This is a genomic window from Streptococcus thalassemiae (assembly GCF_903645285.1).
Lineage (GTDB): Bacteria > Bacillota > Bacilli > Lactobacillales > Streptococcaceae > Streptococcus > Streptococcus thalassemiae.
Genome location: NZ_CAHJXN010000003.1, coordinates 10,546 through 37,500 on the forward strand (window position 1 = coordinate 10,546; position 26,955 = coordinate 37,500).

Annotated in this window: 24 protein-coding genes, 2 tRNA genes, 2 rRNA genes and 1 pseudogene (1 of these 29 only partly in view); 26 read left to right on the plus strand and 3 right to left on the minus strand. The window is 42.2% G+C overall.

The features are described from left to right. Positions 1-481 precede the first annotated feature (481 nt). The 13 genes and pseudogenes from HWX15_RS09930 to HWX15_RS05195 form a co-directional block, all read left to right on the plus strand. Positions 482-3,769, plus strand: a complete 3,288-nt coding sequence (locus HWX15_RS09930; RefSeq protein WP_254867343.1) for a DUF1542 domain-containing protein — start codon at positions 482-484, stop codon at positions 3,767-3,769. Between the two features lie 311 nt (positions 3,770-4,080). Continuing rightward, a complete protein-coding gene (locus tag HWX15_RS05140) occupies positions 4,081-4,539 on the plus strand; it encodes a DUF4231 domain-containing protein (RefSeq protein ID WP_057488305.1) in 459 nt (152 codons plus the stop codon). A gap of 12 nt (positions 4,540-4,551) precedes the next feature. After that, on the plus strand, positions 4,552-5,160 hold the full coding sequence (locus tag HWX15_RS05145) for a hypothetical protein (protein ID WP_175880461.1): 609 nt from the start codon (positions 4,552-4,554) through the stop codon (positions 5,158-5,160). Beyond that, on the plus strand, positions 5,153-5,563 hold the full coding sequence (locus HWX15_RS05150) for a hypothetical protein (RefSeq protein WP_000595757.1): 411 nt from the start codon (positions 5,153-5,155) through the stop codon (positions 5,561-5,563). The genes HWX15_RS05145 and HWX15_RS05150 overlap by 8 nt, the downstream gene beginning before the upstream one ends. Before the next feature lie 10 nt (positions 5,564-5,573). Next, complete coding sequence (gene ply, locus HWX15_RS05155) at positions 5,574-6,989, plus strand: cholesterol-dependent cytolysin pneumolysin (RefSeq protein WP_175880462.1); 1,416 nt, start codon at positions 5,574-5,576, stop codon at positions 6,987-6,989. 660 nt (positions 6,990-7,649) lie between these two features. Then, complete coding sequence (locus HWX15_RS05160; RefSeq protein WP_023940351.1) at positions 7,650-8,366, plus strand: YebC/PmpR family DNA-binding transcriptional regulator; 717 nt, start codon at positions 7,650-7,652, stop codon at positions 8,364-8,366. Between the two features lie 176 nt (positions 8,367-8,542). After that, positions 8,543-9,013, plus strand: a complete 471-nt coding sequence (locus HWX15_RS05165; protein ID WP_166735913.1) for a MarR family winged helix-turn-helix transcriptional regulator — start codon at positions 8,543-8,545, stop codon at positions 9,011-9,013. Next, complete coding sequence (locus HWX15_RS05170; RefSeq protein WP_175880463.1) at positions 8,988-10,757, plus strand: ABC transporter ATP-binding protein; 1,770 nt, start codon at positions 8,988-8,990, stop codon at positions 10,755-10,757. The genes HWX15_RS05165 and HWX15_RS05170 overlap by 26 nt, the downstream gene beginning before the upstream one ends. After that, positions 10,747-12,507, plus strand: a complete 1,761-nt coding sequence (locus HWX15_RS05175; RefSeq protein ID WP_175880464.1) for an ABC transporter ATP-binding protein — start codon at positions 10,747-10,749, stop codon at positions 12,505-12,507. The genes HWX15_RS05170 and HWX15_RS05175 overlap by 11 nt, the downstream gene beginning before the upstream one ends. 95 nt (positions 12,508-12,602) lie before the next feature. Continuing rightward, positions 12,603-13,106: a phosphatase PAP2 family protein gene (locus HWX15_RS05180; protein ID WP_175880465.1), complete on the plus strand. Its 504-nt coding sequence runs from the start codon at positions 12,603-12,605 to the stop codon at positions 13,104-13,106. Between the two features lie 219 nt (positions 13,107-13,325). Further along, positions 13,326-13,772, plus strand: coding sequence for a LytTR family DNA-binding domain-containing protein (locus HWX15_RS05185; protein WP_000776601.1), 447 nt, complete (start codon positions 13,326-13,328; stop codon positions 13,770-13,772). A gap of 4 nt (positions 13,773-13,776) precedes the next feature. Continuing rightward, a complete protein-coding gene (locus HWX15_RS05190; RefSeq protein WP_175880466.1) occupies positions 13,777-14,451 on the plus strand; it encodes a hypothetical protein in 675 nt (224 codons plus the stop codon). Between the two features lie 242 nt (positions 14,452-14,693). Continuing rightward, positions 14,694-14,891 (plus strand): annotated as a pseudogene (locus HWX15_RS05195) (N-acetylmuramoyl-L-alanine amidase family protein); the annotation flags it as partial. A 24-nt stretch (positions 14,892-14,915) separates the two neighbouring features. Here HWX15_RS05195 and HWX15_RS10170 read toward each other — a convergent pair. Further along, complete coding sequence (locus tag HWX15_RS10170; protein WP_261275471.1) at positions 14,916-15,047, minus strand: hypothetical protein; 132 nt, start codon at positions 15,045-15,047, stop codon at positions 14,916-14,918. Positions 15,048-15,140: 93 nt separating this feature from the next. On the opposite strand from HWX15_RS10170, the gene HWX15_RS05200 reads away from it, so the two are divergent. The 8 genes from HWX15_RS05200 to HWX15_RS05235 all read left to right on the plus strand — a co-directional run bounded on the left by HWX15_RS05200 (position 15,141) and on the right by HWX15_RS05235 (position 20,654). After that, entirely contained in the window at positions 15,141-15,440 is a 300-nt protein-coding gene (locus HWX15_RS05200; protein ID WP_001815024.1) for a DUF4651 domain-containing protein, read from the plus strand. Then, on the plus strand, positions 15,437-15,754 hold the full coding sequence (locus tag HWX15_RS05205) for a thioredoxin family protein (RefSeq protein WP_000615777.1): 318 nt from the start codon (positions 15,437-15,439) through the stop codon (positions 15,752-15,754). Before HWX15_RS05200 ends, HWX15_RS05205 begins: the two co-directional genes overlap by 4 nt. A gap of 15 nt (positions 15,755-15,769) precedes the next feature. Beyond that, on the plus strand, positions 15,770-16,396 hold the full coding sequence (gene ytpR, locus HWX15_RS05210; protein ID WP_175880468.1) for a YtpR family tRNA-binding protein: 627 nt from the start codon (positions 15,770-15,772) through the stop codon (positions 16,394-16,396). Positions 16,397-16,437: 41 nt separating this feature from the next. Next, positions 16,438-17,199, plus strand: a complete 762-nt coding sequence (locus HWX15_RS05215) for an SDR family NAD(P)-dependent oxidoreductase (RefSeq protein WP_175880469.1) — start codon at positions 16,438-16,440, stop codon at positions 17,197-17,199. Between the two features lie 76 nt (positions 17,200-17,275). Then, complete coding sequence (locus tag HWX15_RS05220) at positions 17,276-17,671, plus strand: single-stranded DNA-binding protein (protein ID WP_175880470.1); 396 nt, start codon at positions 17,276-17,278, stop codon at positions 17,669-17,671. A gap of 155 nt (positions 17,672-17,826) precedes the next feature. Further along, positions 17,827-18,111, plus strand: coding sequence for a co-chaperone GroES (gene groES, locus HWX15_RS05225; protein WP_000917323.1), 285 nt, complete (start codon positions 17,827-17,829; stop codon positions 18,109-18,111). Between the two features lie 15 nt (positions 18,112-18,126). Next, on the plus strand, positions 18,127-19,749 hold the full coding sequence (gene groL, locus HWX15_RS05230) for a chaperonin GroEL (RefSeq protein ID WP_054367345.1): 1,623 nt from the start codon (positions 18,127-18,129) through the stop codon (positions 19,747-19,749). Between the two features lie 137 nt (positions 19,750-19,886). Next, positions 19,887-20,654 (plus strand): epoxyqueuosine reductase QueH, encoded by a 768-nt coding sequence (locus HWX15_RS05235; RefSeq protein WP_175880471.1) that lies wholly within the window; start codon positions 19,887-19,889, stop codon positions 20,652-20,654. A 70-nt stretch (positions 20,655-20,724) separates the two neighbouring features. Here HWX15_RS05235 and ntdP read toward each other — a convergent pair whose 3' ends face one another. Further along, complete coding sequence (ntdP, locus tag HWX15_RS05240) at positions 20,725-21,258, minus strand: nucleoside tri-diphosphate phosphatase (protein ID WP_000775316.1); 534 nt, start codon at positions 21,256-21,258, stop codon at positions 20,725-20,727. A gap of 88 nt (positions 21,259-21,346) precedes the next feature. Then, positions 21,347-22,123 (minus strand): recombination regulator RecX, encoded by a 777-nt coding sequence (recX, locus tag HWX15_RS05245; protein WP_175880472.1) that lies wholly within the window; start codon positions 22,121-22,123, stop codon positions 21,347-21,349. A gap of 37 nt (positions 22,124-22,160) precedes the next feature. Here recX and rlmD point away from each other — a divergent pair, with 37 nt between their 5' ends. From rlmD to HWX15_RS05270, 5 genes are all read left to right on the plus strand, one after another. Then, positions 22,161-23,516, plus strand: a complete 1,356-nt coding sequence (gene rlmD / locus HWX15_RS05250) for a 23S rRNA (uracil(1939)-C(5))-methyltransferase RlmD (RefSeq protein ID WP_175880473.1) — start codon at positions 22,161-22,163, stop codon at positions 23,514-23,516. Between the two features lie 61 nt (positions 23,517-23,577). Next, positions 23,578-23,649 (plus strand) — tRNA-Glu (locus tag HWX15_RS05255). 241 nt (positions 23,650-23,890) lie between these two features. Next, a 16S ribosomal RNA gene (locus tag HWX15_RS05260) occupies positions 23,891-25,436 on the plus strand. A 51-nt stretch (positions 25,437-25,487) separates the two neighbouring features. Continuing rightward, positions 25,488-25,560 (plus strand) — tRNA-Ala (locus tag HWX15_RS05265). Between the two features lie 125 nt (positions 25,561-25,685). Next, positions 25,686-26,955 (plus strand): 23S ribosomal RNA (locus HWX15_RS05270); it runs 1,632 nt beyond the window's last position. The 16S and 23S rRNA genes sit together here with 2 tRNA genes alongside, the layout of an rRNA operon.

Genomic DNA, 26,955 nt, shown 5'->3' on the forward strand with positions numbered 1-26,955 from the left:
AGTCTGTATCTTACTGACCAAGCTATGATGGACTTAAATAGGTGATTTGGAGCGTCCTAGTGGCTAGGAAATGCTGATCATAGTCCTTTGCTGAGGATAGGGTGTAACACTCAACTGTTGACCCAATTGATAGGAAGGGAATTACTATAAAATACTCAGGCTTCTATCATATATTTTGAAATGTTTGTGTAATCAAAATGTAACAATATTGTAATATTGGCGCAGAGGATGTTGTACATATATAAATATAGTATAACTCTCGTCTATTTGTTAAAAAATAGGCTGTATCAAAAGGTTTTATATGTCTGTGCATATATATATAATGTCGCTTTTTTCTTGTATTTCCTGATTCTATCTTATCAGCGAGAGGGTTGATTTGTATGTCAGAAATGTTACTATATAGTTGATATATTATCGTCTATCGGCTTTTTGTGCGCTTTCTAAGCTCGGAGAAAGCCTCAGGCGAGGAAAGGATTCACTTATGTTCAAGAAAAAGAATGATGGTAATGGAGAGAAAATTTTCCGTTATTCCATTCGTAAATACCATTTTGGGGCTGCTAGCGTTGCGGTTGCGGCTCTGATGTTCTTTGCAAATGGGGTGCAAGCGCAGGCACCTGCAGTATCTTCGGCAACAGCCAGTGATGTAGTTGCTGGATCTGCTGGAAATTCAGATGGGGAAGAGCCAGAGAAGGTCTCTCAGACTGAACCGTCGGCTGAGCTCCAGTCTACAGGGGAGTCAAACTCTCCAGAGACTAAAGCCGAGGATGCTAGTAAGGGGCAGGAAACAGCTGACCTTGCTCCTACCAAACCAGAGACGAAACCAGCAGCTCAAGAAACTTCTCAAGGAGGAGCAGTAAAAGAGCAAGACCAGCCCACATCTGCCACTAAAACGACAGAAGCTAAATCACTCCAAGGCAATCTGCAAGCTTTGTTGGAAAAACTAACTCTTAGCTCCATGAAAGCGCTCCACGATGAAGTGGAATCGCGTCTAGCAGCAGCTAAGGCTGTCTTAGAAAATCCAAAAGCGACGCAAGCGCAAGTTGATGAGCAAGTAAGAGCTATGGAAGAACTGACGAGCCGTGTCAATCAAGCCTTGGAGCCATCGCTACCAAAATTGATAGACTTGGGTGAAGCAAGTTCGACAAATAATAAGCTTAGCGCTCCAGATGGGGCTGTGACTGAGCAAGCAACTGGTGGAAAGCGTCGTAAAAGAGGGGGAACAATCGAGCCTGGAGCAGTTGCGAACCAAGTTAGTCCAACTGATGGAGGAAAGGAAGCAGCACCTGAAGCCAACTCTCAATCTACTCCACGAGAACTCCCAACCTACACTAATACGACAGAAGGTGAAAACGGCGTCTATGGACTAAAAGATGAATTAGAGTCTATTGTCAAACGACTTAAAGAAAATCAAGCGTCGGAAGATAAAATCCAAGCAGCAAAAGCAGCAGCTGATAAGTTCAATGAAGCCTTTTCTAAGGGTAATACCATCAGCCAAGAAGATTTTGCCGCTGCCCTAGTCGACCTGAAAAAATCCCGAGACCTTATCGAAGGAGTGCTGGAAGAAAAATATGGTGAGGAAACTACAGCTGGAGGAGTAACCCCTCAACCGCGTGATGGTGGCTACTCTGATTTTCGTAGTTCGAGAGTTACAAGAGCTGCCGAAAACTACTCTGAGGACTTTAAACGCGCTAGAGAAAGTTACTTTGAAAGGTCAGGTAACAAGGGAAACTCTCCTTATGATAAGTACACCTATGTATTCTTCTCAGACAGACGTCCGAGAAATGAAGCTACGGCAAATGTATCAGATGCTGAAAAATATATTAAAGCTACAGTAACTCGAACGGCTACTGGCTTCCATTGGCTATTTGAGGTTAATGGAGGTCATAGGATGATGCCTGGGAATACTCAGGTCTGGTTTACTATACCTTCGGGTCAAACCTTCAAAACCAATTCAGATGGCTTGACCATAACAGAAAAAAGTGGAGGAAGTACATCTACGTCTCCAAATAGTAGTAGTATTTTACATCTACTACAGCAACCCAGAACACAATTTGGTAAGGTTACTAAAGGAACCCCTCAGTCTAGTGGTGTTAATAATAGGTTTGGATTTGATCCAATGCCATCTGGAAGTCTAAACGATTTGGCAAGGAGAGGTCCTAGAGGGACTGACCCTTATGAAAGAAGGGCTGAAAGTCGGGAAAATCAAAAAATTTCAGATGAGAAGTTCAACCAAATTAACTCGAGTTCGGGAGAGTTGTATTACTTTGAATTGGCGAATAATGATAAAAAATATACGTTTTCATTTGACACTATTGGGAATAATGATATTAAAAAGTTGGACTATGCTGCTGGTTTAAGAGGGAGAGAAGGGAGAGAACTGTTTCTGGTAAACCAATGGCATAGTAGAACATATGTCGAGGCAAAAGGTGATGCCAAGGATGAAATAGAACAAGCTAAACGAGTAAAAAACGACTCTATTAGCAAGAATAAAAATTTATCCCAAGTGGAGCAAAATAGTGCCACTAGTAAAGTTGATATTTATGCACGGAATGCTACAAGAGAGATTGACAATGCCGACAGCCTTATTAAGGTGGAGGATGCCTTGAGACAGGGGTTGGAAAATATCAACGGAGTGAATCCAATCGGACGCGACAAAGCCAACGATGAGCTAGACAAAGCGAAGACAAGGCAAGACCAAACGATTGATGGCAACGATAACTTGTCAGCAGATGAGAAGAGAACAGCGAAAGAACAAGTAGCAGAAGCAGTCCGCAATGCGAAACAAGCTGTTCAGACCGCTCAAAACCAAGAAGGTGTTAACCAAGCCAAGACAAACGGTTTAAATGCCCTAGATAAAATCCTTGAAAATCTTTCTGATCGTATTAACCAAAGAAACTCATCCACACCAGGTAACGCTACCAACCAAGCTGGTTCAGATAGTAGAGGAAATACGGCTAGTCAGGGAGACAGACCAGCTCCATCTGATGATAACCGTCAAGGTGGTTCAAACAACCAAAATCAACCTACTACTCCAAGCGCTCCAGCTAATTCAGGTGATTCGACGAATCAAGCTGCTGGTCAATCTACTCAACAGAGGGAAGCAGGAAATAATTCGCCAACTTCATCGTCTTCACAAGGGTTATCTGGAAATTCTGTGACGGCTCCAGCTCGTAGCCGTAGAAGTGTAGCTTTCGCTGGAGGCGCTCAATCGAGTCAAGAGAAACAGGTTGATAAATCCGTCTTAAGAGATTTGATTCAAGACTTGGAAACTCGTTTGAAAGACTTGGATGGTATTGATCAATCTGTCATCGACGCTGCGAAGGTCATTCTCGGAGAGAGTCAAGAAGCCCTTAGAAATGCTGACTTGACAGAGGCAGGCTTGAAAGAGATGACTGCTAAGGTCAAAGAAGCACTCGAATCCTTGAAAGGTAAGCAAGCGACTAAGGATGAAGAAGAAATGAAAGAAACAAGGAAAGAGCAAGGTCATCTTCCATACGGTACCATGATTGCTAGCCTGCTCGCCCTTCTTGGTCTCCTTCTCTTCCTCATCGCTCGTCGCAAGAAAGAGTCAGAACTCAAGAAATTGACTAAGGAATTGACTAAGGTTCTGCAAGAAAGCGACCTTACAAGTGTAGATGCGAAAGTTCTCGACCAAGCACGAGAAGCTCTCGCTCAAGCAGTTGCCTTCCTAGCCAATGAGAAAGAGTCTGACCACACAGAAGATGAGTTGATTGAGAAACTCAAAGCTATTCTTGCTCAGCTAAGATAAGCAAAGTTTAGACGAGTTGGAAACTAGCTAGAATAGTGATTGAAAGAATGTTGGAAAAACTCAATTTGAGGTGAACATTTAGAAAATCTTTCTCTGATAAAACGCATAATATCAAGCTTTTTAAGGCAAGGTATTATGCGTTTTTATTATTTTGAAACTTTTTGTTCCATTCTTTTTGTGATATTTTTCCCTTATTTCACAAACATTTCATATTTGGATTTTATAATAAGTTATAGTCCAGTTTTTACTATACTTTGATATTCAAATATGTTATACTATGATTATCAAAGTAAATGAAAGGGGTTACGAACATGACGCCAGAAGAAATGTACCTGACAGATCGATTGGACGTACAGATAGCTCATTTTTTAAAGAAAAGCGTTCAACATCGTAGACGCTATAAGGTATTAAAAATAACAGAAATCGTGGCAGGTTTTCTCATAGCTGTTTTTTGTGCTATTCCTATGCCAGGTGATCGCTACCGTTTGATTTCGGTTGCCTTATCCAGTCTCGGTTTGCTGTGTGAGGGGATCCTCAATTTGTATAATGCCAAGGAACATTGGATTTCTTACCAAAAGACTGCGCAACTCCTGGAGAGAGAAAAATTCCTCTATCAATGCCAAACGGAGAAATATGCAGGAAAGACCAAGGCTTTTGCCCTATTTGTCAAGACATGCGAAGGTCTTATCTCAGAGGAAATTAACCAGTGGGAAAGTATCCAGTCAAAAGAAGTGGCAGCTAGTGCAGAAGCTCCAGGGCAAAAAGAGTAGGAGGTGGAGGAAATGTCTCAATCCAGCTACCTATTGCCCTTGCTCTGGTTAAAAAAAGAAGCCGATAAGGAAAAGATGAGCGCGACTCAGTGCCAGATATTTTTCTTTTACTATCAACTGTTTGAACTCTTATTTGCTAGAGAAAGCGACTTGAGCGACTTATGTCTGGGAAAGCAAGGTTTTTATTTCTCGCAGTTAGAGAAAGATTTGCTTTCTGGAGTTTTCCACTTTCTAAAAAACTTGGAGGGCAAGGGGACTCTCAAGGCTAATCAAGAAGTATCAGCTCGCAAAGCCCTTTTTCTAGCCTTGACAACTAGCCAGTCAGATTGGCAGGCTTTGGCTCCTGTTTTTGATTTTTATCAGACTATCGGGAGACTTGAACATCCTTCTCTCTTGAGTTCTCAGGACAGACAATATCTGATGTGGATTTACCAGTCAGCTTTGGAGAAGGATTATAGTGTCAAGGATATTGGCGACAAGCATTTTGTATTGAAGAGACAAGATGCTACTAAATTGACAACGCGCCAAACTCAAACGTTGGAAATTCTGAGTCAATCAGAAGACTTGGTCAATCCTGTCTATGTTACATTAGGAGAAAAGGGGGTACTCTTGCTTGATTAAGAGAGGAGATGTTGTGGCTCTTTATTTGCCTTTTCCGACTATTAGTAGCGATTTGGCTGTGAAGAATCATATGTATATCTGTATTGACAACAGCATGACTAAAAACAAAGAGTTAGTTAAAAATCAGACCTTCAAACCAGCTCTCTTGACCAGACGTTTGGTCAAGAACTTTATGATAGAAGAGCCGGATTTAGCTCGTAATCCTTTTACAAGACCAACCTTGATTGACTTAGATAAGGTATTTATGTTGGATAATACGGTCATTCCGACTTCTTATCTAGCCAGACGGCGACGCAATGTCTCAGAAGAATTATATGAGGAAATTTTGGATCACTTAGTCCAACCACGGCTGATTTCGCTGAACAAGTCTGAGTTTATGCAACTCAATCCAGGAACTTATTAGGAGGTAGAAGATGACAAATAAAGCAGTAAATGACTTTATACTAGCTATGGATTACGATAAAAAGAAACTCTTGACCCATCAGGGAGAGAGTATTGAAAATCGTTTCATCAAAGAGGGGAATCAGTTACCCGATGAGTTTGTTGTTATCGAAAGAAAGAAGCGGAGCTTGTCGACAAACACAAGTGATATTTCCGTGACAGCTACCAACGACAGTCGCCTCTATCCTGGAGCGCTTCTCGTAGTGGATGAGACCTTGTTAGAGAATAATCCCACTCTTCTTGCGGTCGATCGTGCTCCGATGACTTATAGTATGGATTTGCCTGGTTTGGCAAGTAGTGATAGCTTTCTCCAAGTAGAAGATCCCAGCAATTCAAGTGTTCGCGGAGCGGTAAACGATTTGTTGGCCAAGTGGCATCAAGATTATGGTCAGGTCAACAATGTCCCAGCTAGAATGCAGTATGAAAAAATTACGGCTCACAGCATGGAACAACTCAAGGTCAAGTTTGGTTCTGACTTTGAAAAGACAGGGAATTCTCTTGATATTGATTTTAATTCTGTCCATTCGGGCGAAAAGCAGATTCAGATTGTTAATTTTAAGCAGATTTATTATACAGTCAGCGTAGATGCTGTTAAAAATCCAGGAGATGTGTTTCAAGATACTGTAACGGTAGAGGATTTGAGGCAGAGAGGAATTTCTGCCGATCGTCCTTTGGTCTATATTTCGAGTGTTGCTTATGGGCGCCAAGTCTATCTCAAGTTGGAGACCACGAGTAAGAGTGATGAAGTAGAGGCTGCTTTTGAAGCTTTGATAAAAGGAGTCAAGGTAGCTCCTCAGACAGAATGGAAACAGATTTTGGACAATACAGAAGTGAAGGCAGTTATTTTAGGGGGCGACCCGAGTTCGGGTGCCCGAGTTGTAACAGGCAAGGTGGATATGGTAGAGGACTTGATTCAAGAAGGCAGTCGCTTTACAGCCGATCATCCAGGCTTGCCGATTTCCTATACAACTTCTTTTTTACGAGACAATGTAGTTGCGACCTTTCAAAACAGTACAGACTATGTTGAGACTAAGGTGACAGCTTACAGAAACGGAGATTTACTGTTGGATCATAGTGGTGCCTATGTTGCCCAATATTACATTACTTGGGATGAATTATCCTATGATCATCAAGGTAAAGAAGTTTTGACTCCTAAGGTTTGGGACAGAAATGGGCAGGATTTGACGGCTCATTTTACCACTAGTATTCCTTTAAAAGGGAATGTTCGCAATCTCTCTATCAAAATTAGGGAGTGTACAGGACTTGCCTGGGAATGGTGGCGTACGGTTTATGAAAAAACCGATTTGCCACTAGTGCGTAAGCGGACGATTTCTATTTGGGGAACGACTCTTTATCCTCAGGTAGAAGATAAGGTAGAAAATGACTAGGAGAGAAGAATGCTTGCGACAAAAAGAGGCGATGATCTCTCTGCGAATATCTGAAAGTTTATCTCTTGCCTAGCGATTGCCATTGGAGTAGGCTCGTGATGTTAAAATGAGTCTATCAAATAGTGGCTGTAAGAAAAAGTAAAAAGGGTAGTGAAACTCCTTGCTATACAGGGGATTAGCTACCTTTTACTTGTTTTAGAAGTGCCGTTGTACTAGTCTAACTTCAATATCATGTGAAATCAAAAAGAGCATAAATTTCTGTTTCAGGAATACATAAATTATAGTTTTGGTTAGAAACTCTTCTATTGACTTCTTAGAATACAATAGCGCCTATAAGAACTGTTGAATTTCAAAGTATTTACTTGAACTATCATATGTCTGGAGTAGACTGTCAACAAAAGGTGCAGTATGATTGTTTTTGTCGCTTATATCTACAAACTTCAAATAGTAATTTGAGCGGACTTTGTCAAACTTTCTATTTTCAGATAATGGTCTAGTTTGTTTTTTGAATGTTGATAGGGATGGAAAGGTAAGGTCATCTTGGCAACAAAAGTGTCATCATAGCTTGATTTGCTAAATAAAATCCATTTCCTCTAGTGAAAATCGAAAAAACTTGTGTTATAATAAGAAAGATTAAAATGTGAAAAAAGGAGATTCCTAATGGGACGTAAATGGGCCAATATCGTAGCCAAGAAAACGGCTAAAGATGGAGCTAACTCTAAAGTATATGCAAAATTTGGTGTAGAAATCTATGTAGCAGCTAAAAAAGGTGATCCAGATCCAGAATCAAACTCAGCCTTGAAATTCGTTATCGACCGTGCTAAACAAGCCCAAGTGCCAAAACACGTTATCGATAAGGCTTTGGACAAGGCTAAAGGAAACACAGACGAAACCTTTACAGAAGGACGTTACGAAGGTTTTGGACCAAATGGTTCTATGTTGATCGTGGATACTTTGACTTCAAACGTTAACCGTACAGCAGCCAATGTCCGTGCAGCTTTTGGTAAAAATGGCGGAAACATGGGCGCTTCAGGTTCGGTTTCATACCTCTTCGATAACAAGGGTGTTATTGTATTTGCAGGTGAAGATGCGGACGCGGTCTTTGAGCAATTGCTAGAAGCAGATGTGGATGTGGATGATGTAGAAGCAGAAGAAGGTACAATCACAGTTTACACAGCTCCAACTGACCTTCACAAGGCTATCGTTGCCCTTCGTGAGTCAGGTATCCAAGAATTCCAAGTGACTGAATTGGAAATGATTCCTCAGTCAGAAGTGGAATTGTCAGGCGATGACCTTGAAACCTTTGAAAAACTTTACAGCGTTCTTGAAGACGACGAAGACGTACAAAAAATCTACACAAACGTAGACGGATTCTAATTTAACCTAGAGAACATGATCCTAAGTGAAAAAATCACTTGGGATTTTTTGAATCAAGAAAATAGTTCTCTAGGAAACTTTTTCTTGACATCTCTTTTCAAAGTGGTAAAATAGTTCTCATTGAAACTTATTTAGTTCCTAGGAGAACTAAATGTGATAGTTAGAAAGGAGTTAGTATGGATAAACCGATGTTAGTCTTTAAGCGTTTTGGTCATCAGATTCATCTCATGGTGCAAAAGGAAGCCAAACGTTGTGGTATTGAATTTATGGGTGGACCTCAAGGTCAGGTTGTGCGTTTTTTGGATAATCGTGAGAAAAACCAAGACTTGGTCTTGATTAAAGATATCGAGCAGGAACTCAATATTACCAAGTCTGTTGCTAGTAATTTGGTCAAGCGTATGGTGCAAAATGGTTTGGTGGAATTGGAGGCGAGTCCTAGCGATAAGCGGGCTAAATTTGTTCGTCTGACGGACAAATCACGTTCTCAGATGAAACAGGTTAAGGCCTTCTTTGAACGCATAGACAAGCAGTTGATGGAAGACATTGATGAAGATGAATTACTGATTTTTGAGAAAGTTCTCGGTCAACTACAGGAAAATATCAAGGGGATAGGAGGAGAGAATGAAGAAATTAGCCAAACGAATTAGTAGAAAAGAGTGGGGGATGATTTTACTAGCCATTCTCTTTACCTGCTTTTCGGTCTATCTGGAGTTGGAAGTGCCGACCTATATCTCGAAAATTACGGATTTGCTGGGAAGTCAAGGAACTAATTTAGATGAGTTGTGGCAGCCAGCAAGCATGATGGTGGGAATGTCCTTTCTTGCCTTCTTGTCCGTAGTTGCAGTTGGATTTTTTGCATCCCGAGTGGCGGCTTCTTATACTAGTAGGCTGAGAAGTGATATTTTTAACCGAGTTTTGGATTACTCGCAGACAGAGATTAAGAAATTCTCTATTCCTAGCCTCTTGACGCGTACTACCAATGACATTACTCAAGTTCAAATGTTGATTACCATGGGCTTGCAAGTGGTTACGCGTGGTCCGATTATGGCTATCTGGGCTATCGGGAAGATTTTAGGCCATTCGGAATACTGGCTCTGGGCCGTACTTGTGGCAGTGATTGTCAACGTTTTGATGACGACAGTTTTGATGACGCTAGCCTTTCCAAAACAGTCCTTGATTCAGGGGTTGACAGACAAACTGAACAGTATCACACGTGAGAGTTTAACAGGTATTCGTGTCGTTCGCGCCTACAATGCTGAAGAATACCAAAATGAAAAATTTGCAGCAGCAAATGATGAATTGACACGCTTGAATTTGTTTGTCAACCGTCTTATGGCTATTTTGAACCCTATCATGATGGGGATTTCAAGTGGTTTGAGTGTGGCGATTTACTGGATTGGGGCTTATGTGATTAACGACGCTGCTCCGATAGCACGTCTGCCTCTCTTTAGTGACATGGTTGTTTTCATGTCTTATGCCATGCAGGTTGTCATGGGCTTCCTTCTCATGGGAGCGCTCTTCATCGTTCTTCCCCGAACTATGGTCTCTGCCAAGCGGATCAACCAGGTTTTAGATTTGTATTCTTCTATTCAAAACCCTGCTCAAGTGCGGATGGCTGATGAAAACCTCAAGGGTCAGGTCGAGTTTAAGGATGTGACCTTCCGATATGCGGCAAATTCGGAGGCGGTTATTGAGAATGTTAGCTTTAGAGCAGACGCTGGTCAAACAGTGGCCTTTATTGGGTCAACAGGTTCTGGTAAATCTACTCTAGTTAATCTGATTCCACGTTTCTATGATGTATCAGCAGGAGAAATCCTAGTGGACGGTGTCAATGTTCAAGACTATGCCTTAGAAGATTTGCGCAACAAGATTGGTTATATTCCTCAGAAAGCGGTTCTCTTTTCAGGGGATGTCAAGGGCAATCTAGACTTTGGACAGAGTCAAGAAACACCGCTTAGTGAGCAGGCTATGTGGCAAGCCTTGGAATTGGCCCAGTCTAAGAACTTTATCGAAGACAAGGAAGCGGGCTTAGAGTTAGAAGTGGCCCAAGGAGGAACCAACTTCTCAGGGGGGCAAAGACAGCGTCTGGCAATTGCGCGTGCCTTAGCTCGGAAGCCAGAAATCCTCATCTTTGATGACTCCTTCTCAGCCTTGGACTACAAGACAGACCGTGTCCTACGCCAAGAGCTAGCAGAGAAAACCAAGTCTATGACCAAGCTTATCGTTGCACAACGCATTTCAACGATTATGGATGCAGATTTGATTTTGGTCTTGGATCAAGGAAAAGTCGTGGGACAAGGCACCCACAAGGAACTTCTAGCTAATAACGAAGTTTACCAAGAAATCGCCTACTCACAACTATCGAAGGAGAAATTGGAACATGGAAAATAAGAAAATGTCTCTCTGGGAACAGAGTAAACCCTATCTTGCAGGCCTCCAGTTTGCCCTTCTGATAGCCTTTCTAGCAACAATCGTATCCAATATCGTTACTGTTTATGGGCCGACTCGCATCAAGGAAATGACCAATATCATTGCAAATGGTCTGGAAACAAGTGTGGATGTCGCGGCGGTTGCAGCCATTGGTGGGTTTTTTGCCGTCATCTATGTGATCGGACTCCTATCAAATTATTTACAGGCCTTTCTGTTTACAACAGCTATTCAACGTTTTTCAGAGCGTTTGAGAAGAGCCATTGCAGAGAAAATCAATAGCCTGCCATTGGGATATTTTGATGGACATTCTCAAGGAGATACCTTGTCTCGTGTAACCAATGACGTTGACACTGCAGCCCAGTCCCTCAATCAAAGTCTGGGAACAGTTCTTTCATCTAGTTTACTGGTCGTGGCAGTCTTGGTAACCATGTTTGGGATGAACTGGATTTTAGCCTTGGTGACGGTTGTTTCAACCCTTATTGGTTTTGTTTTCGTGTCCGTCTTTATGGGCAAATCACAGGGTTTCTTTAAGAGTCAGCAACAGGATTTGGCAGCTGTCAATGGCTATGTGGAGGAAATGTACTCTGGCCATAATGTGGTGACCAGTTACAATGCCATCGAGAGTACGAAAGAAGAGTTTGCGAAATTAAACCATCGTCTGTATGATAGTATCTGGAAATCTCAATTTATTTCAGGGATTATGATGCCGATTATGATGTTTATTGGGAACTTTAGCTATGCCTTGGTGATTATCGTTGGTGCAGCCTTGGCTCTGAATGGGCAGATTAGTATCGGGATTATCGTTGCCTTTATGGCCTACGTTCGTATCTTTTCTCAGCCTCTTTCACAAATTGCCCAAGGGATTACTAGTTTGCAGCAGGCTAGCGCAGCCATGGGACGTGTCTTCGAATTCCTAGCTGAAGAGGAAATGGAAGATGAATCCCATAAAGAAAGACAATTGAGCGATATGAAAGGTCAAGTGGTCTTTGATCGAGTCTCCTTTGGTTATACACCAGAGCGAACCATTATCCATGCCTTTTCTGCGACAGCTCATGCAGGTCAAAAGGTTGCCATTGTTGGACCGACTGGAGCTGGTAAGACAACCATTGTCAATCTTTTGATGAAGTTCTATGAGATTGATAAGGGAAGTATCCGTATCGATGGTGTGGATACCAAGGATATGAAGCGTTCGGAAGTACACGATGCCTTTTCAATGGTTTTGCAGGACACTTGGCTCTTTGAAGGTACTATTCGCGACAATCTTATCTATAACCAAGAGGGGATTAGTGATGAGCGCGTGATTGAAGCCAGCAAGGCTGTGGGGATTCACCACTTTATTATGACCCTACCAGATGGTTACGATACCGTCTTGGATGATACAGTGACCTTGTCTGTCGGACAAAAACAACTCTTGACCATCGCTCGTGCTTTGCTGAAAGATTCACCACTCTTGATTTTGGATGAGGCGACTTCTTCTGTTGATACTCGGACGGAGGAATTGATTCAGAAAGCTATGGACCGATTGATGGAGGGAAGAACTTCCTTTGTCATCGCCCACCGCTTGTCAACCATTCGTAATGCTGATCTTATTCTGGTCATGAAAGATGGAAACATCATCGAGCAAGGCAATCATGATGAGCTGATGGCACAAGCTGGTTTCTACGCTGACCTCTACAACAGTCAATTTACAGAAGACGAAGCAGAAGAATAAACCCAAAGAAGGCTTGACGGCCTTCTTTTTCTGCACTATACTAGTATACGAGTGCTTCCCTATAAGCAAAATTTGAGTAAGTAATGAGAAAATATATGAAAAATTATCAAGAGTGGTATGACCACATTGCTGCTAATATTGAAAATAAGCCCTTTCTTCTGAGCTTGTTAAGAACTTTCAATCGGTTCATGACGGTAGTTATGCCTATGATTTATCTAACCTTGTTAGCAACTACCTATCTCCAAGAAGGACTTGGGAAACAGGTCTTGATCTATGTGTTTGTCCCTGCGTCAGGTTTTGTGATTTTGTCCTTTCTTCGTAAGAAAATCAATGCCCCTAGGCCTTATGAGGAATGGGATATTAAACCCTTGCTTGACAGAGATAGTCCTGGTCAGTCTATGCCCAGTCGTCATGTCTTTTCAGCAACCATTATCTCCATGGCTTGCTTACATGCTAGTTTATCTGTAGGGGTTATCTTGTTGGTCTTGTCAGCCCTCCTCGGCCTTGTGCGAGTCCTAGGTGGTGTGCATTATCCCAAGGATGTAGTGGTTGGCTATATTTGTGGTCTTGTGTGGGGTGTGCTTTTCTTTCTATTTTGACCTGTAAGTTAATACTCAATGAAAATTAAAGAGCAAACTAGGAAGCTAGTCGCAAGCTGTACTTGAGTACGGTAAGGCGACGCTGACGTGGTTTGAATTTGATTTTCGAAGAGTATAAGGCGGTCCTAGAACCACTTACGTGGCTAAAGTAACCACTTGCTTTTTTGCTCTTGTTTTCTTATTTTAGCTTTGATATAGTAGAGTCAGAAAGGAGATGGAATGAAGTTACGAATCGAAATTGACAGTAATTTAGAGGAAACTGAAATTATCATAAAGGCGGCAGCCCTGACAGATGAGATTGCGGATTTGCAACGTCTCTTGCAAGAGTCCAAGTCTCCTCGGTTGATTTTTTACAAGGGGACGGGTGAATATTATCTGGATTTGTCGGAAATTCTCTTCTTTGAGACGGAAGGTAGCAAGATTTATGCCCATACCCAGAAAGATGCCTACGAGGTTCGGCTTAAACTCTATGAGTTAGAGGCTATCCTTCCTCGCTATTTTAGTCGGGTATCCAAGTCAACTATTGCAAATATCCGTCAGGTTTACTCGGTGGACAAGTCCTTTTCAGGAACGGGCACCATTTCCTTTTATCAGACCCACAAGGAGGTTCATGTGTCACGGCATTACCAATCCCTCCTAAAAGAAAATCTAAGAAACATGAGGTAAGAACATGAAAAAGAAAGCATTTGGTATTGTGTTGCTTATTTTGGCGGCATGGATTCTGTTTCAGGGACATTATGGTGTCCCATCCTTGGAGACTAAGTATTCTCCCTTCATTTTTATTGCTTTTCTCTTGTATAAGGCAATAGAATCTTCCCTTAGGCATCATTGGACAAGTGCCACTTTTTTAGCATTAACAGCATTAAATATAGTGAATCTTTTTTATGATTGGATTCAGCTATCTCCTATTTCTCTTATTTTGGCTAGTATTCTAATTGTTCTTGGAGTTAATTCTTTGACTCACTCTAACAGAACTTGGAATGGCAAGAAATGGTGGTCCGATGGTGAAAAAACCATTTTTATAGACAAGGAAGTCGCTTTTGGGACGGGGACTTTCTACAAACAAAATCAAGAATTGGTAGAAGACCAAGTAGAAGTTGGCTTCGGAAATGCTAAGATATATTATGACAATGCAGAGATTTTAGGAGATGCCGCAACCCTGAAAGTGGAGGTTGGTTTTGGCAATGCAGTTATCTATGTTCCTCAACATTGGCGAGTTGATTTGAAGGTGGAAACTTTCTGTGGTGTAGCCAAGACAGATACCACTCTAGCTCCAACCAGCAAAACCTTGATTATCCGTGGAGATGTGGCCTTTGGGAAGTTGGGGATTGTCTACGTTAAATAAAAAATCTTCACTTAAACCATCAAAATAGACGTACTAAGAGTAGGAAGTTGATGCCTTGCTCTGATTTCAGTTCTATGGTTATTAGACTTTAAAAAATGAAATGTTGCCTTTAAAAGTTGTATATTTTTCGATATTTTGGCTCTTACGTTTGATGTATCTATGTCTTACAGCGTGGATGATGTAGTGTCAAATGTTTTTAAAAAAATGAATGATATTGGACAGTTTTTTGAACTTTTAATTGCTCAGGAGCTATGAAAGCAAGCGCTTGGGTTTATGACAAGGGAGAATGGTATTATGTAAGTTCTTCTGGTGCCATGCTAGCGAATGATTGGGTCAAAGATAATGGCAAGTGGTATTATCTGGCTTCATCAGGTAAGATGCTTCGCAATACCTACACCCCTGATGGTTACTACGTTGACAACTCAGGTGCTTGGCAATAAGAATAATACTCTTCGAAAATCTCTTCAAACCATGTGAGCTTCATCCACAACCTCAAAACACTGTTTTGAGCTGACTTCGTCAGTTCTATCTACAACCTCAAAGCAGTGCTTTGAGCAACCTGCGGCTAGCTTCCTAGTTTGCTCTTTGATTTTCATTGAGTATAAGAAGTCCTTTTCCTTAAAGGAAGAGGCTTTTTACTTGCTTTTCTGCTGCTTCCTCATTTGTCCTAAAACCTTTTTTGTGTTAAAATGAATGGTATGAAAGCTAAAAAAATGTGGATGGCAGGTCTGGCTCTGCTTGGTATTGGGAGCCTTGCCCTTGCTACGAAAAAAGTTGCAGATGACCATAAGCTCATGAAGACTCAGGAAGAGTTGACAGCGATTGTGCGAGACCATTTTTCAGACATGGGGGAAATTGCGACCCTCTATGTTCAAGTCTATGAAAGCAGTCTAGAGAGCTTGGTTGGTGGCGTCATTTTTGAGGATGGCCGTCATTATACCTTTGTCTATGAAAATGAAGACCTAGTCTATGAGGAGGAAGTTTTATGATACAACCAGCAAGTTTAGAAGAATTAGCATCTTTAGTGGAAAAAGATGGCAAGAAGGTCTTTCTTTTTGTAGCAGACTGGTGTGGCGATTGTCGTTATATCTATCCTGCCTTGCCAGAAATTGAGGAGACCAATCCAGAGTTCACCTTTATTCGTGTGGACCGAGACCAGTATATGGATTTGGCCAAACTCTGGGATGTATATGGAATCCCTAGCCTTGTTGTTCTAGAAAAGGACAAGGAAATCGGTCGTTTTGTCAATCGCGACCGTAAAAGTAAGCAACAAATTAACGACTTTTTAGCAGGACTGAAATAGGAGAAAAAGGAAACAATGATTTTTACATATAACAAAGAACATGTCGGTGATGTCCTTATGGTCATCGTGAAAAACAGCGGAGATGCCAAACTAGATGTGGAACGCAAAGGTAAGGTAGCTCGTGTTTTCCTCAAAGAGAATGGGAAAACAGTAGCTTGGAATATTTTTGAAGTTTCAAGTTTCTTTGAAATTGCAGAGCGCGGTCAAGTCTTTTTGACAGATGAGCAAGTTGCTCGTTTGAACCAAGAGTTGCAAACGGAAGGTTTTACAGAAGAAATTATCAACGACAAGGAACCTAAGTTTGTTGTTGGTGAAATTGTCGAGATGGTAGCCCATCCAGATAGTGACCACCTCAACATCTGCCAAGTTGCAGTTTCAAGTGACAAGACTGTGCAAATCGTTGCAGGGGCTCCCAATGCGCGTGTCGGTCTGAAAACCATTGTGGCTCTTCCGGGAGCCATGATGCCCAAAGGCAATCTTATTTTCCCAGGCGAACTTCGTGGTGAAAAGAGTTTTGGCATGATGTGTAGTCCTCGTGAATTGCATTTGCCAAACGCTCCGCAAAAACGTGGTATTATTGAATTATCAGAAGACCAAGTTGTCGGAACTCCATTTGACCCAGCTAAGCACTGGACTGTTTAGGAAGTTGTCAGTATCTGATAGACTAGCTAGAAGGAAATAAGATGGCAAAAAATGTTGTGATTACAGGGGCGACATCAGGAATTGGTGAAGCGATTGCGCGTGCTTATCTAGAGCAGGGTGAGAATGTCGTTCTAGCTGGACGACGGATAGACAGACTAGAAACCCTAAAGTCGGAGTTTGCAGAGACCTTCCAAAATCAAACCGTTTGGACTTTTCCGCTAGATGTCACGGATATGACCATTGTAAAGACTGTCTGCTCTGATATTCTAGAAACGATAGGTCAGATTGATATTCTGGTCAACAATGCCGGACTGGCTCTAGGTTTAGCACCTTATCAGGACTATGAAGAGTTAGATATGTTGACCATGCTGGATACCAATGTCAAAGGTTTGATGGCAGTCACTCGCTGTTTCTTGCCAGCAATGGTAAAAGCCAATCAAGGACATATCATCAACATGGGGTCAACCGCAGGAATTTATGCCTATGCGGGTGCAGCTGTTTACTCAGCCACCAAGGCGGCAGTTAAGATATTTTCGGATGGACTGCGAATTGATACCATCGCAACGGATATCAAGGTGACGACCATTCAGCCTGGAATTGTCGAAACAGATTTTTCAACGGTACGTTTTCATGGTGACAAAGAGCGGGCTGCGTCCGTTTACCAAGGAATAGAAGCCTTGCAGGCTCAGGATATTGCAGACACAGTAGTCTATGTGACCAGTCAACCTCGTCGTGTGCAGATTACAGACATGACCATTATGGCCAATCAACAAGCGACAGGTTTCATGGTTCATAAAAAGTAAAAAATTTTCTCGAAAAGTTACAAATTTCTGTAACTTTTTTTGATTTCCTACGAATAGATAAGTAGGAGGAAAAAATATGTATAATAAAGTTATCATGATTGGGCGTTTGACGTCTACACCAGAATTGCACAAAACCAACAATGACAAGTCAGTAGCGCGAGCAACTATCGCTGTGAACCGTCGTTACAAAGACCAAAACGGGGAACGTGAAGCTGATTTTGTCAATATCGTCCTTTGGGGCAGACTAGCAGAAAGCTTGGCCAGCTACGCAACTAAAGGTAGTCTCATTTCAGTGGATGGAGAAATACGTACCCGTCGTTTTGAGAAAAATGGCCAGATGAACTATGTGACTGAAGTACTTGTTACTGGATTCCAACTCTTGGAAAGTCGTGCCCAACGTGCTATGCGTGAAAATAATGCAGGACAGGATTTGGCAGATTTGGTTTTGGAAGAGGAGGAATTGCCATTTTAAACATTAAAAAGTCTGAGTTGGTCTCAGGCTTTTTATCTTGAGAAAGTCAGACTTTTTTCTTGACTATTTCTGACCAAGTGATACAATAGAACTATGAATTAGCACTCGGATATAAAGAGTGCTAATAATATGTAGTTCATCATGGAGGAAAACAGATGTTGAAACCATTAGGAGACCGTGTGGTCTTGAAAATCGAAGAAAAAGAACAAACTGTTGGAGGTTTTGTCCTTGCAGGTTCAGCTCAAGAAAAAACAAAAACAGCCCAAGTTGTAGCTACTGGACAAGGTGTTCGTACCTTGAACGGTGACTTGGTTGCTCCAAGTGTTAAGGCTGGAGACCGTGTCTTAGTTGAAGCCCACGCAGGTCTTGATGTCAAAGATGGTGATGAAAAGTATATCATCGTAGGCGAAGCTAACATTTTGGCTATCATTGAAGAATAGAAGGAGAAAGTAAGTATGTCAAAAGAAATTAAATTTTCATCAGATGCCCGTTCAGCCATGGTTCGTGGTGTCGATATCCTTGCAGATACTGTTAAAGTAACCTTGGGACCAAAAGGTCGTAACGTTGTGTTGGAAAAATCATTCGGTTCACCATTGATTACCAATGACGGTGTGACCATTGCCAAAGAAATCGAATTAGAAGACCATTTTGAAAATATGGGTGCCAAATTGGTATCAGAAGTAGCTTCAAAAACCAATGATATCGCAGGTGATGGAACTACAACTGCAACTGTTTTGACCCAAGCAATTGTCCGCGAAGGAATCAAAAACGTCACAGCAGGTGCCAATCCAATCGGAATTCGTCGTGGGATTGAAACAGCAGTTGCTGCAGCAGTTGAAGCCTTGAAAAACAATGCTATTCCTGTTGCCAACAAAGAAGCCATCGCTCAGGTTGCCGCCGTCTCTTCTCGTTCCGAAAAAGTAGGTGAATACATCTCTGAAGCCATGGAAAAAGTTGGCAAAGACGGAGTCATTACTATCGAAGAGTCACGTGGTATGGAAACAGAACTTGAAGTCGTAGAAGGAATGCAGTTCGACCGTGGTTACCTTTCACAGTACATGGTGACAGATAGCGAAAAAATGGTGGCTGACCTTGAAAATCCATACATCTTGATTACCGACAAGAAGATTTCAAATATCCAAGAAATCTTGCCACTTTTGGAAAGCATTCTCCAAAGCAATCGTCCACTCTTGATTATTGCGGATGATGTAGATGGTGAAGCTCTTCCAACTCTTGTTTTGAACAAGATTCGTGGAACCTTCAACGTGGTAGCGGTCAAGGCACCTGGTTTTGGTGACCGTCGCAAAGCCATGCTTGAAGACATTGCCATCTTAACAGGCGGAACAGTTATCACAGAAGACCTTGGTCTTGAGTTGAAAGATGCTACAATTGAAGCACTTGGCCAAGCAGCGAGAGTAACTGTGGACAAAGATAGCACTGTTATCGTAGAAGGTGCTGGAAATCCTGAAGCGATTTCTCACCGTGTTGCGGTTATCAAGTCTCAAATCGAAACCACAACTTCTGAGTTTGACCGTGAAAAATTGCAAGAACGCTTGGCGAAATTGTCAGGTGGTGTCGCAGTGATCAAGGTTGGAGCTGCAACTGAAACTGAGTTGAAAGAAATGAAACTCCGCATTGAAGATGCCCTCAACGCTACTCGTGCAGCTGTGGAAGAAGGAATTGTTGCTGGTGGTGGAACAGCCCTTGTCAATGTCATCCCAGCTGTTGCTGCCTTGGAATTGACAGGAGATGAAGCAACGGGCCGCAATATTGTTCTCCGTGCTTTGGAAGAACCTGTTCGTCAAATTGCTCACAATGCAGGATTTGAAGGAACTATCGTTATCGATCGTTTGAAGAATGCTGAGCTTGGTACAGGCTTCAACGCAGCAACTGGCGAGTGGGTTAACATGATTGATCAAGGTATCATTGACCCAGTTAAAGTTAGCCGTTCAGCTCTTCAAAATGCAGCATCTGTAGCCAGCTTGATTTTGACTACGGAAGCAGTTGTAGCCAATAAACCAGAACCAGCAGCCCCAGCTCCAGCCATGGATCCAAGCATGATGGGCGGCATGATGTAAGCTTTCTATAGAAAACAACTTATAAAAAACACAAAAGGAGGGAATGCCTACCCCTCCTTTTTATGATATTCACTTCTAAATTGATTTGAGCTCTCCTAACTTATATGATAAAATAAGATTAGAAAAAGGAGAAGAACATGATCGATGTAGAAGAAATTCTGAGCAAGATGAACCCCAATCAGAAGATTAATTATGACCGTGTCATGCAGAAGATGGTACAAGTATGGGAGAAAAATGAGCAACGGCCAACCATTCTCATGCATGTTTGCTGTGCCCCTTGCAGTACCTATACTCTAGAATATTTGACTAAGTATGCAGATGTGACTATTTATTTTGCCAATTCTAATATCCATCCCAAGGCAGAATACCATAAGCGTGCCTATGTCACCAAGAAATTTGTTAGTGATTTCAATGAGCGAACTGGCAATAACGTTCAATACCTAGAAGCTCCTTATGAACCTAACGAATATCGTAAACTGGTTCGAGGTTTGGAAGAAGAGCCTGAAGGTGGTGACCGTTGTAAGGTTTGCTTTGACTACCGCCTGGATAAAACAGCGCAAGTGGCTATGGATTTAGGTTTTGACTATTTTGGCTCAGCCTTGACCATCAGTCCTCATAAGAATTCTCAAACCATTAACAGCATCGGAATCGACGTGCAAAAAATTTATACCACCCACTATCTTCCCAGCGATTTCAAGAAAAATCAAGGCTACAAACGTTCGGTAGAGATGTGTGAAGAGTATGATATCTATCGTCAATGTTATTGTGGATGCGTCTATGCAGCCCAAGCTCAGAATATTGATCTGGTTCAGGTTAAGAAGGACGCCACTGCATTCTTGCTGGATAAGGATGTTGAAAAAGACTATTCCCAGATCAAATTTACTGTTACGAAATTAGATATATAGAGACCAACCCAGCTGAAAAACTGGGTTTTTCAAATAAAAAAACCAGGGCTTTCACCCTAGTTTGACAACTTTACCGATTCTTTAGTTCTACATAGCGCTTGTACCAAATGTTTACATAGGCTTCTGAGAAAGGCCCACGTCCATTGTTAATCCAATCAACAAGAATTTTGACATGTTCTTTTAAAATATAGTCCAAATCATCAGAATAATTCATTTTGCGTTTGTGACGCTCATACTCCTCAACGTCCAAGAGACGTTTTTCCCCATCTGTAAAAATTTTAACATCCAAATCGTAATCAATATACTTCAGTGCTTCTTCATCCAGATAGTAGGGGCTAGCCATATTACAATAGTAGGAAATTCCATTATCACGAATCATGGCAATGATATTAAACCAATATTTCTTGTGAAAGTAAACAATAGCCGGTTCTCGAGTGACCCAACGACGACCATCACTTTCGGTAACAAGTGTATGATCGTTGACACCAATAATGGCGTTTTCTGTTGTTTTTAGTACCATGGTGTCCCGCCAAGTTCGGTGGAGACTCCCATCATGCTTATAACTTTGAATTGTAATAAAGTCGCCTTCTTTTGGAAGCTTCATAACTAACCAACTTTCTACAATTTATAAGTTTATCATTTACTATTGTACCATAAAATTACCTAAAATCTGTGAATTTCACTTGGAAATATTAAAGATATTCTCTAAGAGCGCTTGCTATATCCGAAAAATCGTAGCCCTTTCGTGCTAAAACTTGAGTTAAACGCTGTTTCAGTTCGTATCCTTCATACTTTCGCGCATACTTAGTATATTGCTTATCAAGCTCTTTGAAGATGAGTTCCTGAATCGTTTCTTCATCAACTTGACTATCTAATTGGTCAAATGCATTTTTAGCATCAGAGTAGGAGAAGCCCTTATTGGTCAGATTCTGGATAATCTTATCTTGCAAAGCACGAGTTGGAAGTTTTCCTTCATATTTTTTCAATAGTTTATTAGCTACACGTTGAGCAACTTCCGAAAAATCAAATTCTTTCAAGTTCTCTTCTATAGTAGATTTTGAAATCCCCTTTTGTGCTAGTTTCTGAGTCAGTACATAAGGCCCCTTGTCTCCTGAAAGTTGATTGGCATTGATGCTAGCATAAGCGTATTGGCTATCATTGATCCACTTATCTTCTTTAAGATTAGCAATGACTTGAGAAACCATGTTTTCATCAATATCGTATTTTTTTAGATATTCTCTGACCTCTTTTTCGGCACGTGCCTTAAAGGATAAATGGTAGAGGGCCAGATTCTTACCATAAGAAAATTGAGCAAAGTCCTGAATCTCTTTCAATTCCTCTTCGCTTATAACCTTATCTCTCGATAACATAAAACGAACAATTGTGTCTTCGGTGATATAGCATTTGTCGCCATTATCAAGCTCCATCAGATAGAGTCTTTTTTTCTTTTCAAGTTTTGTGATTTTCATAGTTCTATTATAACTCAAAATGTGATAAGATAGGGGTATGAATCTGAAAGTGAAACAAAAAATACCATTAAAAATCAAGCGTATGGGAATTAATGGTGAGGGAATTGGCTTTTATCAAAAAACCTTAGTCTTTGTACCCGGTGCTCTCAAAGGAGAAGATATCTATTGTCAGATTACTTCTATTAAACGCAACTTTGTTGAAGCAAAATTACTAAAGGTTAACAAGAAGTCTAAATTTCGAGTTGTGCCAGCTTGTACTATTTATAATGAATGCGGAGGCTGCCAGATCATGCACCTGCATTATGATAAGCAGCTGGAGTTCAAGACGGACTTGCTTCATCAAGCGCTGAAAAAATTTGCCCCTGCAGGATATGAAAATTATGAAATCCGCCCGACGGTTGGTATGCAGGAACCAAAGTACTACCGTGCTAAGTTACAATTTCAGACTCGAAAATTTAAGAATCAGGTCAAGGCGGGCTTATATGCACAAAACTCTCACTATTTAGTAGAGTTGAAAGATTGCCTGGTACAAGACAAGGAAACCCAAGTGATTGCTAATCGTCTAGCAGAATTGCTTACTTATCACCAGATTCCAATCACGGATGAGAGAAAAGTTCTAGGTGTTAGGACTATTATGGTTCGACGAGCAAGAAAGACTGGACAGGTTCAGATTATTATTGTTACAAATCGTCAGCTTAATTTAACCCAACTAGTAAAAGACTTAATTAAAGATTTTCCAGAAGTTGTGACAGTAGCTGTGAATACAAATACAGCTAAAACCAGTGAGATTTATGGTGAAAAGACAGAGATTATCTGGGGAGAAGAGAGTATTCAAGAAGGTGTACTCGACTATGAATTCTCACTATCTCCTCGAGCTTTCTATCAACTAAATCCTGAACAAACAGAAGTTCTTTATAACGAGGCGGTAAAAGCCTTGGATGTTAATAAAGAAGACCATTTGATTGACGCTTATTGTGGAGTTGGCACAATTGGATTTGCCTTTGCAAAGAAAGTTAAAACACTCAGAGGTATGGATATTATTCCAGAAGCTATTGAAGATGCCAAGCGAAATGCTAAAAGAATGGGATTTGACAACACACATTACGAAGCAGGAACAGCGGAAGATATTATTCCTCGTTGGTACAAGGAAGGATACCGAGCAGATGCTTTGATTGTGGATCCACCACGTACAGGTCTGGACGATAAGTTATTAGATACTATTCTTACTTATGTACCAGAAAAAATGGTTTATATTTCTTGTAATGTTTCGACCTTGGCTCGTGATCTAGTGCGCTTAGTAAAAGTATATGATCTACATTATATCCAGTCGGTCGATATGTTCCCACACACCGCTCGAACTGAAGCAGTTGTAAAATTAATTAAAAAATTTTAAAAAAGGTGTTGACAAGTCTGAAAAAGCCTGTATAATAGTAAGAGTTGAAAATACCAACTCAGGTCCGTTGGTCAAGGGGTTAAGACACCGCCTTTTCACGGCGGTAACACGGGTTCGAATCCCGTACGGACTATGGTATGTTGCGGTTGAAGCACTTGATGAAAAAAACTTAAAAAAGTTTCAAAAAAGTGTTGACAAGCGAAAGCGGCTGTGATATACTAATATAGTTGTCGCTTGAGAGAAGCAAGTGACAAAGACCTTTGAAAACTGAACAAGACGAACCAATGTGCAGGGCACTACAACAACTGTTGTAGTACTGAACAATGAAAAAACAATAAATCTGTCAGTGACAGAAATGAGTGAGAACTCAAACTTTTAATGAGAGTTTGATCCTGGCTCAGGACGAACGCTGGCGGCGTGCCTAATACATGCAAGTAGAACGCTGAAGGAGGAGCTTGCTTCTCTGGATGAGTTGCGAACGGGTGAGTAACGCGTAGGTAACCTGCCTGGTAGCGGGGGATAACTATTGGAAACGATAGCTAATACCGCATAAGAGTAGATGTTGCATGACATTTGCTTAAAAGGTGCAATTGCATCACTACCAGATGGACCTGCGTTGTATTAGCTAGTTGGTGGGGTAACGGCTCACCAAGGCGACGATACATAGCCGACCTGAGAGGGTGATCGGCCACACTGGGACTGAGACACGGCCCAGACTCCTACGGGAGGCAGCAGTAGGGAATCTTCGGCAATGGACGGAAGTCTGACCGAGCAACGCCGCGTGAGTGAAGAAGGTTTTCGGATCGTAAAGCTCTGTTGTAAGAGAAGAACGAGTGTGAGAGTGGAAAGTTCACACTGTGACGGTATCTTACCAGAAAGGGACGGCTAACTACGTGCCAGCAGCCGCGGTAATACGTAGGTCCCGAGCGTTGTCCGGATTTATTGGGCGTAAAGCGAGCGCAGGCGGTTAGATAAGTCTGAAGTTAAAGGCTGTGGCTTAACCATAGTACGCTTTGGAAACTGTTTAACTTGAGTGCAAGAGGGGAGAGTGGAATTCCATGTGTAGCGGTGAAATGCGTAGATATATGGAGGAACACCGGTGGCGAAAGCGGCTCTCTGGCTTGTAACTGACGCTGAGGCTCGAAAGCGTGGGGAGCAAACAGGATTAGATACCCTGGTAGTCCACGCCGTAAACGATGAGTGCTAGGTGTTAGACCCTTTCCGGGGTTTAGTGCCGTAGCTAACGCATTAAGCACTCCGCCTGGGGAGTACGACCGCAAGGTTGAAACTCAAAGGAATTGACGGGGGCCCGCACAAGCGGTGGAGCATGTGGTTTAATTCGAAGCAACGCGAAGAACCTTACCAGGTCTTGACATCCCTCTGACCGCTCTAGAGATAGAGTTTTCCTTCGGGACAGAGGTGACAGGTGGTGCATGGTTGTCGTCAGCTCGTGTCGTGAGATGTTGGGTTAAGTCCCGCAACGAGCGCAACCCCTATTGTTAGTTGCCATCATTCAGTTGGGCACTCTAGCGAGACTGCCGGTAATAAACCGGAGGAAGGTGGGGATGACGTCAAATCATCATGCCCCTTATGACCTGGGCTACACACGTGCTACAATGGCTGGTACAACGAGTCGCAAGCCGGTGACGGCAAGCTAATCTCTTAAAGCCAGTCTCAGTTCGGATTGTAGGCTGCAACTCGCCTACATGAAGTCGGAATCGCTAGTAATCGCGGATCAGCACGCCGCGGTGAATACGTTCCCGGGCCTTGTACACACCGCCCGTCACACCACGAGAGTTTGTAACACCCGAAGTCGGTGAGGTAACCGTAAGGAGCCAGCCGCCTAAGGTGGGATAGATGATTGGGGTGAAGTCGTAACAAGGTAGCCGTATCGGAAGGTGCGGCTGGATCACCTCCTTTCTAAGGATAAGGAACTGCGCATTGGTCTTGTTTAGTCTTGAGAGGTCTTGTGGGGCCTTAGCTCAGCTGGGAGAGCGCCTGCTTTGCACGCAGGAGGTCAGCGGTTCGATCCCGCTAGGCTCCATTGGTGAGAGATCACCAAGTAATGCACATTGAAAATTGAATATCTATATCAAATAGTAACAAGAAAATAAACCGAAAACGCTGTAGTATTAATAAGAGTTTATGACTGAAAGGTCAGAAAAATAAGGTTAAGTTAATAAGGGCGCACGGTGGATGCCTTGGCACTAGGAGCCGAAGAAGGACGTGACAAACGACGATATGCCTTGGGTAGCTGTAAGTAAGCGATGATCCAGGGATTTCCGAATGGGGGAACCCAACAGGTACTACCTGTTACCCGCATCTGTTAAGGATGTGAGGAGGAAGACGCAGTGAACTGAAACATCTAAGTAGCTGCAGGAAGAGAAAGCAAAAGCGATTGCCTTAGTAGCGGCGAGCGAAACGGCAGAAGGGCAAACCGAAGAGTTTACTCTTCGGGGTTGTAGGACTGCAATGTGGACTCAAAGATTATAGAAGAATGATTTGGGAAGATCAGCCAAAGAGAGTAATAGCCTCGTATTTAAAATAGTCTTTGTACCTAGCAGTATCCTGAGTACGGCGGGACACGAGAAATCCCGTCGGAATCTGGGAGGACCATCTCCCAACCCTAAATACTCCCTAGTGACCGATAGTGAACCAGTACCGTGAGGGAAAGGTGAAAAGCACCCCGGGAGGGGAGTGAAATAGAACCTGAAACCGTGTGCCTACAACAAGTTCGAGCCCGTTAATGGGTGAGAGCGTGCCTTTTGTAGAATGAACCGGCGAGTTACGTTATGATGCGAGGTTAAGTTGAAGAGACGGAGCCGTAGGGAAACCGAGTCTGAACAGGGCGAATTAGTATCATGACGTAGACCCGAAACCATGTGACCTACCCATGAGCAGGTTGAAGGTGCGGTAAGACGCACTGGAGGACCGAACCAGGGCACGTTGAAAAGTGCTTGGATGACTTGTGGGTAGCGGAGAAATTCCAAACGAACTTGGAGATAGCTGGTTCTCTCCGAAATAGCTTTAGGGCTAGCGTCGATATTAGAGATTCTTGGAGGTAGAGCACTGTTTGGGTGAGGGGTCCATCCCGGATTACCAATCTCAGATAAACTCCGAATGCCAATGAATTATGGTCGGCAGTCAGACTGCGAGTGCTAAGATCCGTAGTCGAAAGGGAAACAGCCCAGACCACCAGCTAAGGTCCCAAAATAATTGTTAAGTGGAAAAGGATGTGGGGTTGCACAGACAACTAGGATGTTAGCTTAGAAGCAGCTATTCATTCAAAGAGTGCGTAATAGCTCACTAGTCGAGTGACCCTGCGCCGAAAATGTACCGGGGCTAAAACAATTTACCGAAGCTGTGGATACCTTTATAGGTATGGTAGGAGAGCGTTCTATGTGTGAAGAAGGTATACCGTGAGGAGTGCTGGAACGCA